This window comes from Geminicoccus harenae (assembly GCF_019800005.1).
GTDB lineage: Bacteria > Pseudomonadota > Alphaproteobacteria > Geminicoccales > Geminicoccaceae > Geminicoccus > Geminicoccus harenae.
The window spans coordinates 20,375-33,915 of sequence record NZ_JABGCL010000029.1; the positions used below are offsets into that span (position 1 = coordinate 20,375).

Below are 13,541 nucleotides of genomic sequence, written 5' to 3' on the forward strand. Positions count from 1 at the left end.
TCTTGCCGTCAATGGCCCGCAGCGCATCATCGGTCGAAGAATCACCACTTTGGTGTTCCATCCACAAGGATCATCCGAGAAGTCGCTGTGGGCCATATCACAGCCCCACCCTGCAAAGCCAAGACCCCGTGGCCAGGCTCAAGGGGTGGCTCTCCGACCGCCACGGTAGTCGTCTGAACCACCCCTAGGCCCCACCGGCGAAGGCATAGCGACCACTTGCCTGAACCCCCTGCACACCCACAGCTCACCACCCATGATGATCTCTGCTCTAATCTAAACCATAGCCCCCAACAGGCCCCAAGGACACTACTTTAGGACCCCCCCAAGGAAGGGCCATTAGTAGCAACTTTCTGGGACCACGGCTGATCATGCCGACCGACCATTCCTCTCCCTTCGCTGGGCCTGACTGAACGAGGCCCCGCCTCAGCATCCGTCACCACTCCTCCACATCGTCAGCCAGCAGTGCGAACGGACGCAACCTTTGCGACCGCAGGGTGACGCTCGTCCCGCACGCTGGCTGGCCCTCTGCCGCCTACGGACCAACCGCATGAACCTGCACCATCACACGGGCTCGCCAAGCCCCGTCCTCCCGCGACCTCCGTGCTTCCACAATGGGAACCCGGCGCCGCCGGCAGCCCCGCCCGATCTGGTGTCTCCGGGCTCGGCACTTGCTGCATACCCGGAGCCGACCACCAGGCCCCTCTACATGGACCTTGGCTGGCTCACGGCGACGCCACAAGCCGATGCCCTATGCGACGACGTCCTAAGCCGCGTCCTCTACCACTGGACTGCCAGCGCCACGCCCAAAGACCCCGATAGGCAGCCCAAGAAGGCCCGCCAGGTCATTGCCGGGTTCCTTGGGGCCTTCCTGATCGCCCTCGACACCAAGCCACCCCGGGACCTGTACCGCTCCTGGATGGACGCCACCTTCAGCAAGACGGCTGACACCGCAGTCCGGGGCATCGGCGCCAAGGCTGCCCGTGCTGTCCGTGATGCTCTGGTGGCGCTGGGCTTCCTAGAGGTCGTGACGGGGCATCGCTTCAGGGAGCGTGCGGCGGTCGTGGAGGGCCTGGAGGAGCCGGTAAGCTTACCGGATCAGGCGACCACCCACCGCGTGTCTGCGTCCTTAGTGGCGCTAGCAGCGAGCCATGGCGTCAGCGACAGGTCCCACTTCCGCCCGACAATGCCCGTGTGCCTCGTGCAGCTTCGGCGGCAGCGGAAGCAGGGGACCAAGCGGAAGCCTGACAGGACCATTGAGCTTCCTAAGGTGATCCGAGAGAGCCCGTTGGTTGCGCCTCTCGCAACCGAGTTGGACAGGATCAACACGTTCCTGGACAGCTTCCGCCTCACCACCGTCGACCGTGTCCCCGCCTTCTTCGGCCTCACCCGGGTCTTCTCGGTCCCCTGGAATTATCCGGAGGCCGACCTAGCAGCCTACCCGTGGAACCTCCACGGCAGGCTCTATTGCCGGGGCTACGGCAGCTACATGGGCGTCAAGAAGCGCGCTCGGCGCCAGTTGGTCATTGATGGCGAGGTGGTGTCTGAGATCGACATACGGGCCTCCTGGCCCACTGCCGTGTACGGCCTGACGAGAGAAGGGAATGCCGCCTTCGATCCCGACTACTGGAACGACGAGGATCGTGATCCCTACGACATGATCCTGGACCCGGAGACAGGCCAGAAGATCCCGCGGGATATCGTAAAGGCCGCATCATCGGTCCTACTGGCGAACCGCGGGGTGACGCTGAGGAGGTGGCCGGAGGAGACCGTGGAGAGCTTGCTGGGGGACTATCCGGGGCTATTGGCGGAGTATCCTGCCCAGCGCGTCGGGAACGGCATTCTGCTGGCCCACCCGCACATCGCGCGATGGAAGGAGGCAGGCGGTAGCTGCATGACCCTGATGTTCCTGGAGAGCCAGGTGATCTTTGGTGTGATCCGACGAGCTATGCCTGATGGAGTGCCAGCGTATCCGATACATGATGGGTTGCTGGTCCCGGAGAGTTGGGCAGAAGCTGGTCGGGAAGTGGTCCGAGAGGAGTTCTTCAAGGTCTTTGGGTGCCGACCCTATGTTGCGTCCAAAGGCAGCGACATTGCACTCGGCTGGTAAGCAAGGACCGCAGAATGACCATCAAGGTCGCCCGTCCCACCTGGCCGGCTTGTCGATCCATAGGAGCGGAGGGAGATCGTGAAGGGTCCACGAAGTGGGAGTGGTGGCACCCCAGAAGCGCCGGTAGGAGGCGGAAGGTGTCGGAGTGCGGCTACCGGAATCTGATTGTACCCCGGTAGCCGCGTCTCCTACGCCGTTGTTAGTTCAGCGGCGATCTCCTCAATTTCACCCAATGACACGGAATAGGAAAGGAAGGCTCGTTCGCTTTGCGAAGGTGCCAGAGACACCGTTCACTGTGTAGCTACCGCCCTGGGTATCCGCATAGAAGCTAGGTTTACGATTGAGACGTACGACCTCTGGCCGCGACGTTAAATGGCTGGGAGGAGGCAGGTCGCTCATGTCGTGCGGCTTGATAGCGACGGTGCTACCGGCAACCGAACTCCATTCGACCGTATAACTACTACCCTGGTGCAAATAGAATGGACCAGCCTTGCTTGCTGATGCCGACCTGATCCAACCAACCCGTGGGCTGTCTGGATCGTACTGCTGTGGCTCATTCAGACTGCTTGAAGGTCCATCGATGTTGTTAAACGTGAAGGTCACGCTGTCGGCTGCCCCAGACGACGTAAGGGGCCCGCTCAGCTTAACGAACGCCTGCACGCTCGCGCCAGTACGATGCAACCTGGTGAAGCATTCCGTTCCAATTATCCTGGTACGGGTCGTGGGAGTAAAATTTAGTTGAACCTTATTTGTATTCGAAAGTGGAAAGTAGTTGCTTGAGTTTGCCAGCCCCGCCCACGACGTTAGCACAGCGCGGTAGATAATGCTCTGCCCCTTGGTGGCGATGATTGGACCAGTTGACGTCTGCTTGAAGTCCAACTCGATCGTTGGGAACTTCGACCAATCAGACGCCCAGGCACCACCTGGCCCGCGCCGATCGATACCACGGATCTTGTGAGAAGCCGTGAGTGCCGCGTCACCTCTGGAATGATAGTAGGGGGACCGCTTCCATGCATCCACCAATGGATCGCTCGGAATTAGGACCCCAGAACCCTGGGTATACTGATTTTCACCTTGCCATAGGCGAACGCCATTGAAATGATTCACCGATAGATAATTAGCAGATTGGCCACCACCCGGGCGGTTGTTTAGAACGACAAAGTGTACAATGTCGTTCTTTGTAAGAGACACTGTAGATGGAAACTTAAATTCTACTGCCCAATTCGCTTGACTTCCTCCGAGAGTGCTGGATGGGGGCGCATTAAATGAATTGATGGAGGTTGCGATCACCGAGCCCGGTATACCATTGTTATCGCTACGAATCTGGAGGTTGTAGGGCCCACCACCATCGCCAGCGGCATATCCGCTACCGCTTTCAAAAACGATACGAACGGCAGCTAGATAACCGGTCATCTCGGACCTGTACCAGTACGAGAAGGCTTCTTGAGCATTCAGCCTGGTGTTGCCCGAACCGTAGTTGGAAACGGCATTGCCGTAGAACAGGTTGCCCCAAACTTCAGTATCATCAGCGAAGGTCGATTGAGCTTCAGCTTGCTGCGTCCCGAGAACCGGAAGTGTCAGAAGGGCGGAACCAGTGGCCAACAAGGACCGCCTGTCGATATTCATCGCATGTAGCCTTATGATGTTAGACCAGACACGCGAGGGCATTGATCATTTGTTTGACGATTTATTGGCTAACTTCCGGAAAATAGTCAACGCACAGCTACATGCGACATTTTGTGCGCGTTGCTGCTTTGCTACGACGCGGATGTGGTCCTGTGTTTATCCCCAAGATTTATGTCGCGGCGGCCCGATAGTGTGCGAATTGTCATTGATCACGCTGGCCAGCCTAGGAGTCGAAATGGCCTGCACTGCTATTGCGCCGACACTCATGACTGTGCCGCAGGAGCACAGCGGGCAGGCGAGCAGGAAGGGCCAGAAGAAGCGGCCGAAGCCCCAAGGCGCGGCCAGCAGGCTTCCTAGGGCGGCCGTTGGGTCTCAATGGGATTCCGCCGGTTGAGCACGAGGCTGGTCGACTATACGAGAAGCACTGCGCTGACCATTTGCCTCCAGTGCGTGAACCTTCGACCCGTACGTCACCTTCTCCAGTGCCGGGATAGCTGCTGGACAGGTAATCCATCGCGTTAGACCCCAAGGTCACGCTGCCATTGGCATGCCCCAGCAGCTACCCAACAGTCTGCCCGTTTGATTCCTGCGCGCTGTAGAACAGTGATCGCGTTCGCCCTGCACGAATGGAGCACCTTCCGCTCATCCGTGGGCATCAGCCTTCTTGGTCATCAGGTCAAAAGTCTTGGAGGCGTAGCGAAGCCCGGTGCTTCCTCATACTCCGCTGAGCTACAGCGTGAGGAGCAGTCAGCCGCCTTTCACAGCCATGGCGGACACGGTGGCCATCGACAGCATCCTGGCGGCACCTTCGTCTCCACCGGCACTTTTCCACGGCGGGAAAGCTTGTCGCAGCGGGAGAACGCTTCCGAGCCTTGCAGAGCTAGATGATGAATGCAAGGTTACCAAAAAATCATAGACAGCCCTCTGCCCCTTTGGATCTGGAGCAGAACTTCATGGCAGTGATCATCGGAACGCAGCAGAAGGACAACCTCGTCGGCACCGCCGCCAGCGATTGGATCGCCGGGCTGGGCGCGTCCGACACGCTCAAGGGTGAAGCCGGCAACGACAAGCTGTTCGGCGGCGAAGGCGACGACTGGATTAGCGGCGGGCTCGGCGACGACACTGCCCAGGGTGGAGCCGGCCACGACACCGTCTACGGCGGCTCGGGCGATGACGTCCTGTTCGGCCAGGGCGGCAACGACGTCCTCGATGGTGGCTCCGGCGAAGACTACATGGTCGGTGGTGCCGGCAACGACACCATGAGCGGCGGCCTCGGCAACGACCAGTTGTTTGGCGGGGCCGGGAACGACCAGATGCTGGGCGGCGCCGGCAACGACACGCTCTATGGTAACGCCGGCGACGACCGGATCGAGGGTGGCCTCGGCAACGACACGCTCTTTGGCGGCGATGGCAACGACGTGCTGGACGGCCGGGGTGGCCTGGACAACATCTACGGCGGGGCCGGCAACGACATTATCGACATCAACTCGGACCCCGAGGTCGCTAGCCTGGGCGGTAAGGCTTACGGCGGTGCGGGCAGCGACACCGTCCGCGGCAGCCAGAATGCAGACTGGCTGAGCGGGGGTGCGGGTGACGACTTCCTCGTGGGCAAGGAGAACAACGACGTCCTGTACGGGGACGACGGGAATGACGATCTTAGCGGTGGCTCTGGCGACGATCGGGTCTTCGGGGGTGCCGGCAACGACCGGATCGACGACAGCTTCGGCGATGACGAGATGTGGGGTGGCGATGGGGATGACTGGTTCAGCCTGATCATCGTCAACAGCTACAATGAGAACAAGTTCACCGGAAACGACCGCATGATGGGCGGGGCTGGTAACGACCGGATCGAGACGCACGGCCAGGACGATGTCGCTTATGGCGGTGCCGACAGCGACCGCTTCGTCTACTCCTACATGACCGAGCTTAGCGGAGGTGATCCTGGCGAGCCGATCGAAAGCCGGACCTCCATCCTCGCCAACAAGTTCACTATCGGCGACTTCGTCCACGGCGAGGACGTCATCGCCTTCGAGCAATTCCGCGATGACGTGGCGAATTACGTCCACGGCTTCGAGTTCTTCGACGCCAACGGCGACGGCACGCTCAATGGCAACGACCAAGGCGTCTCGCTGCAGTCCATCACGCTCGACGGACGGACAGCGACCTCGCTGGTGATCGACATGAACGTGGTGGCGGCACGCACCGGCACGATGCAGCCGGCCGACCTGCAGGGCGAGCACCTGATCGAGGTGTTCGGCGTCACTTCACTGGTGGCCGCCGATTTCGCGCCGACCAGCATTGTTCCGCTTGAGCCAGGGCCTGCCTAGGCGGACTGCCGGATAGGGTAGAACAAGGGTGCGCCGGACGCCTATCAGGTGCAGTGTAAGCTGCCCAACATTCGGCTCCGGCGCATCAACCACTCCAGGGGCACAGCGATGGCCGTCATCCTCGGCACGGACGACAACGACGACATCACCGGGACGGACGCGCGCGACTGGATCTTTGGCGGGGACGGCAGCGACGTCCTCCGTGGTCTGGGCGGCGACGACAAGCTGCTGGGCCACCTGGGCGCGGATTGGCTGGATGGCGGGTCGGGTGACGACATCATCCAGGGCTACCGGGGCAACGACACGATCCTCGGTGACGCCGGCAACGATCAGCTCTTTGGGGAGGACGGGGACGATCTGGTCAACGGCGGCAGCGGCGGCGACTACATGTCGGGTGGTGCCGGCCGTGACGTCCTGTTCGCCGGCGAGGGCGCCGACCAGATTCATGGCGGCCTCGGCAACGACGCCCTGAACGGCGCCGAGGGCGACGACCGCCTGTTCGGCAATGCCGGCAACGACAACCTGCAGGGCGGCTTCGGCAACGACCTCCTTGAGGGCAATGACGGCGATGATCGGCTGGAAGGTTCCATAGGCGACGACCACCTGATCGGCAATGCCGGCAACGACCTCCTCCTGGGCAATGACGGCGATGATCAGTTGGGGGGCTCCACGGGCGACGACCGTCTGTTCGGCGGGGCCGGTGACGATCGGCTGGGGAGCCTGGTCTACTTTCTGTTCGACGGGCGCCCGGATGGCGACGACCTGATGGATGGCGGTACCGGCGACGACTTCATCACGGCCTCGGCCGGCAAGGACACACTGATTGGCGGCAGTGGCGCCGACACGTTCCAGTATGCCGGCTGGTACTGGGACGGGGCGCTTGCCCCCGGCGAGACCTTCATCGCTGACTTCACCCATGGCCAGGACATGCTGCTCCTCCAGGAGATCGCGTCGGAACGGGAAATAACGTTCGGCCTGGACCGGTTCGACACGGACGGCGACGGCAGGCTCACGGCCGGCGACACCGGCTTCAGCCTGGAGGAGTTGAGCTTCGAGGGCGCCACCAGGTCGTCGCTGGTGGTGGACCTGAGCCAGACTGCATGGGGCGACTACAACGTCCCGCAAACCATCAGCCTGTTTGGGGTGACGGAGTTGGTGGCGGGCGATCTCAAGCCATCGTCGGTCGTGTTCGACATACCGCCCATGGGCTAGCGCGGTACTAAGCGCTTCCTCGGGCGACCTTTGGGCTTCGCTGGGTCTCTGCGCTTGAGCGTGGGCTTACTCGTCCATGGCGGAAGCGGGGCGCTGGCCATCTGCCTCGCCAGCGCATCGACCCTCGACCCGTACGTCACCTTCTCCAGCGCCTCGGATAGCTGCTGAACAAGTAGCCCATCGCTATAGACCCCAAAAGTAACGCTGCCATTAGCGTGCCCAACCAGCTGCCCGATGGTCTGCCCATTGATCCCTGCGCGCTGCAAGGCGGTGATCGCGTTGGCCCGGAACGAGTGGAACACCTTCCGCTCATCGGTGAGCTTCAGCTTCTCCCTCGTCATCATGCCGAATGCCTTGGAGGCGTAGTGTGACCGCTTCTCTCTCCCGGCACCCCCAGGCTTCAGCGTGGGAAACAGCCAGCCCTCCGCCGTGGCCCCGCGTGCTTCCTCCACGAGTGAGATGATCAGCGGCCGGAGGATGGAGTGGACGGGCACATCCCGGATGCCTGCCTCCGTCTTGGACTTCCGGATGTGCAGATACGAGTGGCCTGTGATGCCGTCCTTCTGGACATCCTGAGCACGCAGTTGGGCAATCTCCTCAATTCGGGCCCCGGTGTACATTGCGATCAGCACCAGGGGCCGGAGGGTGTCCGTCAGGTGTTCGCTGGACAGAATGGCGACCATCTCGTCAGGAGACCAACCTACCGTCTTCTTGGTCTTGCTCCCCCGGAGCTTCTTCTTGGCTACCCCCAGGCCAGCCCACGGGTTCAGCCGCCGGGGATCGCTGTGTTCATCTCCGAGGTACCGATTGACTATCAGCCACCGCCACAGGCTGGACAGGCTGCTGATGTAGCGGTTGGCGGTCTTCTGGGTGAGCCCGCGCTTCTCGATCAGGTGGAGGTCACGGAAGTCGCGGGCCTTGAAGTAGGTGACGTCGCTCGTGCGGGCTTGGTTGGACCGGAGGAAGCCCAGAAGCTCCCTTACGGCCAGCCGATGCTGAGACTTGGTGGAGGCCACGGCGACCTCAACGTCTAGCCAGGGGTCTACCTGGTCAGCGATCACCAGCCCTCTAGTAGCCACGCCGGTTGGCTGCTCTGGCGTCTGCGCGGGGCTGGGGACGGGAGAGGGTTCGGGAGCCGCTATGAACGCTGTAGGCCATCCCCCGGGGCGCTGGCGGGCCTCCTGGTGCTCCGCCTCCAGACGCGCTGTCTGGCAGCGCTCCCCGCCGGCCAGCGCATCGATCTTCCGCTGGATCTCACCAAGGGCGTAGGGCAGCCGCCGGATGGCCTCCTGCTGCCTGTCGGTCTTAAGGGAGACCTCGAAGACCTGTTGGCCCACCACGGCCACCAGAGCCCTCGGGACCTTCTTGACGGCAAACCAGGCGTGTCCCTTCCGCCGCAGATACGGAACCTTCCTTGGCACTTTCTACCTCCCGACGGGTGCCCTGGGAGGCGGCCCATCGTTCTGAAAGTGCCGAAAAGCAGCCTAGGCGGTAGCCATGTGGCGGAGGACGGACCGCCCCTTCCGACGCCCACCCGCCGGCAAATCACCCCGAACCATCATCCCATCCTTGCGGCCTCGCCCGGCGGACGCTACATCACCACGCGCCTCGGAGGGATGCCGGAGTGGTCGATCGGGGCGGTCTCGAAAACCGTTGTACCAGCGATGGTACCCAGGGTTCGAATCCCTGTCCCTCCGCCAGCATCAGCAGCTAAACCGCTGAAATTGCGCCTAAATTTTTGGTGCGCTGTTCATTGGTACCACCATTGGTCCCAAGAACGCCGGTGGATGATGGTCTTCTGCCCTCGGTCCAGTAGCTCAGCACGGTGAAGGAGTAGTACATCTTGTACCTCATACGTAGCCGTATTTCACATCCAGACTGAGTGTGACCTGTTTTGGGGCAGAGGGTTGTCAGTTCAATCTGACCACTCCGATTATGAATCAATAAGTTAGCTGCTCATTGCTTACCAAGCCTCCGCCGCTGGTGAGCACATGGTGAGCAAATCCCGCTGTAAGCACTGGCGGGTAGAGTCACCGGTGCCATAGCATCGGTGTCGTTTCGCTGCTCCTGCTGCCCGCGTGGGCCTGCTGGTGAGCTGGCTCAGGGTCTCCCTGACCTACTCGCACTATGCCCCTCGCGCGCACGCATACCTGCTACCCCCGCTACCTTTGCTACCCTTCGGCTTCTGCGGGAGCGAAATCGGCCACTGACGCAGTATGGGAAGGCGGGGCTGTCTCTGCGCGGCAGCCGCCACCTCCGTCTGACCCAGGCGACCTTCGGTGCCGATTCCCCCGAAGCCTGCCGATAGGCCTCCAGCCAAGCCAGCGCATCGGTCCCGACGATCACGGTTCGCCGCCCGATCTTGGTCGCCCGCAGCCGTCCCCCGGCGATCTCGCCAAACACGTGGGAGCGGCCGACGCCGAAGGCCTCGCAGAAGCCCGGAATGTCGTAGGTGGGGCGGACGGCCAAGCTCATGCCCCCAGGCTTGGCGCATCCGCGGCAGCTGGGTGGCGCACGCTCATGCCGGCTCCAGACATGGACAAGCCGCGCTGCTGGAGCAGCAGGAGCGCCAAGCGCGCGCCACCAGCCTCGGCATGGCTCTACAAGGTATGGCCCTGATGAACCAGTCCAACCAGCAGAACAGGGGTATGACCTGCACGACCCATGGCACGTGACGAACTGCTGGTGACCACTCTGTTGGCGGGGGATTTTGCTCGACGGACGAGACCGAGAAGAAAGACCCGACGGTGATGTCGGCTGAACAGATGGAGAAGGCGCACAGGCACCTCGCTGAAAGGTAGGGCGATAGAAGTTGCCCTCCTGTGCGGCACCTCGCTAACGGGGCAGAGCCAGGCTCATATGACTGGTGGAAGGGCTCTGGCTCCCACTCAATGTCTTCGTCACCGTAAGTGCCTCCGCCTTACTCCCCCTGTCGCCAGCCCTAGGCGGCGCTGTCATTCTGGCCGGCAAGTACCCCAGCAGTGGCAGTTCTGACGCCTCCGGCTGCTCCGCCGCCGCATAGCGGCCGCCGCTGAACCGTGGGCAGTCCCGGGCGAGGCCCGCCGCGATCATGAGCTCGGCTTGGTCCTCACCCCCGATGATGATCTGCCGGCCCGGCGCGCAGCCTGCAACAACCATCATCCAAGGCTGCGAAAGTTGCGAATGTGGACGAGCTGCCCGTCCGTGAGCCGTCTTCAGCCATCTATTTGCGGTAGCCGTCCAGGCACGCCGTTAAGATTCCATAACGTGTAAGTCGAGAGGCATGTCCGTGAGCTGGCCTCATCAAGCTCGGCTTCGCCAAGGAAAGCCTCCCCGCGTCTGCCTTCTCAACGACAATCCCTAGCCGGCACTTTGATGCCGGAGCTCAGTCGCCGACCTCAGAAGATGCTCTTGCCCTCGGATTGTGCTTGTACGCGAGTACGTGCATCATCATGGCGCTATCCTGTGATCTCGTGCCATGGACGGACTACAACTTTCCTAGAATGGGCCGTTTTAGCCCAGCACCTCCTGGGTCCAGCGGGTCAGATAAGCGGCGCGATGGGCGTTTACCTTCGGCCAATCGATCGGCGCAGTGGAGGACAGGGCACTGGCGGGAATGGCGTAGCGCTCGAACTCTGGCGGCAGCTTCGCCTTACGATTGGCCGGCGCGTAACGGGTTGCTTTGGCGAGCGTGAGCTGAGCCTCCGGATCCAGGGTACGCTGGATGAACTTGTTGGCCAGCTCCACGTGCTGGACGCCTGCAGGGATCAGGTAGGCGTTGTGCTGCAGGACCGAGTTGCGAACATAGGCCATGTCGATCGGTGAGCCCTTCTCCTGAAGCTCGAAGGCCCGCCCGTTGAACCAAGGGAGCATGATGATCTCGCCGCTGGCCATGGACTTGTAGGCCTGATCCGAGCTGCCGATGATGACCGCCTCGTTGTTGCGGCGCAGATCGGCCACCGCCTCGATCGCAGCGTCGATGTTGTCCTCGTTCCCGCCGAGTTCGTGGTTGAGCGCGTGCAGCCAGGAGATGCCGATCCAGCCGTAGTCCGGGATGCCGATCCGGCCCTTGTATTTCGGGTTCCACAGGTCGTTCCAGCTCGTGGGAGCAGCTTCGACCTCGTTGGTGTTCCACGTCATCCCGATCATGGCGATCGAGAAGGCCGCGCTCCAATCGGTCAGGCCGTTCACGGGTGCCGAGACGGCCTCGGGATAGATATCCTGCAGGTTGGTGACAATATCGGTGTCGTAGCTCTGCACCGCGCCGGCCTCGGCCGCCAGGACCTGCTCGGTGGTCAGGAGGTTGATGGCGCTCACTAGGGGATTGCCACGCTGTGCTAGCAGCTTGGTCAGCCGAACCGAATCGCCACCTTCCTCGTATGCGATGTCCATGTCGGCAAATTCACTGCCGGCGACGAACGCCTTGCGCAGGCTCTCGCCCCAGCTGCCGCCTGCCGAGGACAGGGTGAATTGGTCTTCGGCGAAGGCCGGCCGGATCCCGGGAAGCGCCAGCGCGGTTGCAGACGTGGCACCGGCAAGACCGAGGCGCAGGGTGGAGCGACGGGTAAACTCGGACGTCATCGGCAACTCCTATCAGACAGTTTGCACAGGATGCCGGAGATGCGCGGGGCGACCGTGCTCGCTCACCTGGCCGGCGTCCGCTGAAAAAGGCGCTGCAGGACAAAGAGCATGCTGCCCACCAGCAGGATCTGCAGGGTCGAAGCGGCGGCGATGGTCGGATCGTCCTGGAACTCGAGCTGCGAGAAGATATGTACCGGCAAGGTCGTGGTGCCCGGGCCGGACAGGAACAAGGAAAGGTTGATGTCGCTGAAGGAGACGATGAAGGCAAAGGCCGCCCCCGAGACGATGCTAGACTGGAGCAACGGAAGGGTCGCGTGGGTGAACGCCTGCAAGGGCGAAGCCCCCAGGTTCTGAGCCGCCTCCTCCAGCCTCGGGTCGATTCCGGCCATGCCGGCCATCAGGGTGCGCACGACATAGGGTAGGGCGATCACCAGATGCCCGGCGGCGATGGACAAGAGCGAGCCCTTCATCCCGATCGTGGAGTAGGCGAGATAGAGGGCGGCGGCAAGCAGGATGTCCGGCACGAACAGAGGTGCGGTGAAGTAGATCTCGGCCATCTGGCGGCCGAGGAACCGGCACCGCGTCAGGGCGGTCGCGACCAGTATGCCGAGGAACGTCGCCACCACCGCGACGATCAGGCCGATCGGCAGGCTCACGTACATGAAGGAGTTGAAGTAGGGAGCGCTCTGGAAAAACTCTTGGAACCAGTGCAAGGAAAGCTGGGTCGGTGGGAAGGCATAGCGGCCGCTGCCATCGAACGAGACCGCCACGACGACCACGATCGGTGCCAAGATCAACGCATAGATGGCGATCACGACGGTGAGCAGGATGCGTCGGGCGACAGGCGTCATCGGCCTGCTTCCCGCAGCCTAGCGGCCCGTGCGGTGAGGCTCAGCCCCAGCATGGCAAAGATGATCGTGAAGACCGCCAGCACCGTGCTCAGCGCGGCCGATGACGGCCAGTTCAACGCCACCAACATCTGGTCGTAGATCTGCTGGCCGATCATCCGGTCGCCGGCGCCACCGAGCAGGGCAGGGATCACCAGCGCGCTGATCGACAGCGTGTAGACGAGGACGCAGCCGGAGACGAGCCCAGGCAGGGCCAGGGGGAACACCACGGTGGCGAAGACCCGCGCGCTGTTGGCCCCGAGGTTGCGCGCGGCTTCCTCAACACTGGGCGAGATCCGCTCAATCGCAGAGACGAGCGGCAGCACCATCAAGGGCAGCAGCATCTGGACGAGGCCGATGACAATGGCACTTTGAGTGCGCGCCAGCAGGACCACGGGCAGCCCGATCAGCGCCAGGAACTGGTTGAGCACGCCGTCGCGCTGCAGGATCAGTGCCAGGCCGAACACCCGGACCACCGTGCTGATCATCAGCGGGGTCATGATCAGGAAAATAGCGAGGGATTTGATTGCCGGCCGCGCCCGAGCGATGAAGTAGGCCACAGGAAACGCCAGGACCGCCGCGATGAGCGTTGTGGCTAGGCCGATCGAGAACGTCCGGCCGAACAGGCGCAGATAATAGGGCGACAGCAGCGCCAGGTAGTTCTCAAGCGTGAACGCCCGGACCACTATGTCGATCTGCGAGTACTGCCAGAAGCTGAACATCAGCATGTACAGGATCGGTGCCAGGAAAAGCCCGACAAGATAGAGCCCTGGCAACGCCAGCAGGATGACCCAGAGTGGCAAGCGGAACCGGGAAGCCATC

8 protein-coding genes and 1 tRNA gene are annotated in these 13,541 nt (G+C 62.3%); 4 read left to right on the top strand and 5 right to left on the bottom strand.

What is annotated here, in order from left to right; genetic code table 11:
- Positions 1–706 precede the first annotated feature (706 nt).
- Positions 707–2,107, top strand: a complete 1,401-nt coding sequence (locus HLA95_RS21525; protein ID WP_191057893.1) for a PIN domain-containing protein — start codon at positions 707–709, stop codon at positions 2,105–2,107.
- A 225-nt stretch (positions 2,108–2,332) separates the two neighbouring features.
- Here HLA95_RS21525 and HLA95_RS21530 read toward each other — a convergent pair whose 3' ends face one another.
- Positions 2,333–3,709, bottom strand: coding sequence for a hypothetical protein (locus tag HLA95_RS21530; protein WP_222184477.1), 1,377 nt, complete (start codon positions 3,707–3,709; stop codon positions 2,333–2,335).
- A 977-nt stretch (positions 3,710–4,686) separates the two neighbouring features.
- Between HLA95_RS21530 and HLA95_RS28850 the strand changes: the two genes are divergently transcribed.
- Positions 4,687–6,060, top strand: a complete 1,374-nt coding sequence (locus tag HLA95_RS28850; RefSeq protein ID WP_191057895.1) for a calcium-binding protein — start codon at positions 4,687–4,689, stop codon at positions 6,058–6,060.
- A 108-nt stretch (positions 6,061–6,168) separates the two neighbouring features.
- The gene (locus HLA95_RS21540; RefSeq protein ID WP_191057896.1) at positions 6,169–7,272 is read left to right on the top strand and encodes a calcium-binding protein; all 1,104 of its coding nucleotides are present in this window, start codon (positions 6,169–6,171) and stop codon (positions 7,270–7,272) included.
- Here HLA95_RS21540 and HLA95_RS28975 read toward each other — a convergent pair.
- Positions 7,269–8,693 carry a tyrosine-type recombinase/integrase gene (locus tag HLA95_RS28975; RefSeq protein WP_191057897.1) on the bottom strand — a complete coding sequence of 475 codons (1,425 nt, stop codon included), beginning with the start codon at positions 8,691–8,693 and terminating at the stop codon, positions 7,269–7,271. The two genes, HLA95_RS21540 and HLA95_RS28975, sit on opposite strands and share 4 nt — an antisense overlap.
- Positions 8,694–8,882: 189 nt before the next feature.
- On the opposite strand from HLA95_RS28975, the gene HLA95_RS21550 reads away from it, so the two are divergent.
- Positions 8,883–8,972, top strand: a tRNA-Ser gene (locus tag HLA95_RS21550).
- A 1,792-nt stretch (positions 8,973–10,764) separates the two neighbouring features.
- Here the strand turns inward: HLA95_RS21550 and HLA95_RS21555 are convergent.
- The 3 genes from HLA95_RS21555 to HLA95_RS21565 form a co-directional block, all read right to left on the bottom strand.
- Positions 10,765–11,832 carry an ABC transporter substrate-binding protein gene (locus tag HLA95_RS21555; protein ID WP_191059615.1) on the bottom strand — a complete coding sequence of 356 codons (1,068 nt, stop codon included), beginning with the start codon at positions 11,830–11,832 and terminating at the stop codon, positions 10,765–10,767.
- 62 nt (positions 11,833–11,894) lie between these two features.
- The gene (locus HLA95_RS21560; RefSeq protein WP_191059616.1) at positions 11,895–12,683 is read right to left on the bottom strand and encodes an ABC transporter permease; all 789 of its coding nucleotides are present in this window, start codon (positions 12,681–12,683) and stop codon (positions 11,895–11,897) included.
- Complete coding sequence (locus HLA95_RS21565; protein WP_191059617.1) at positions 12,680–13,540, bottom strand: ABC transporter permease; 861 nt, start codon at positions 13,538–13,540, stop codon at positions 12,680–12,682. The genes HLA95_RS21560 and HLA95_RS21565 overlap by 4 nt, the downstream gene beginning before the upstream one ends.
- Position 13,541: the final 1 nt, after the last annotated feature.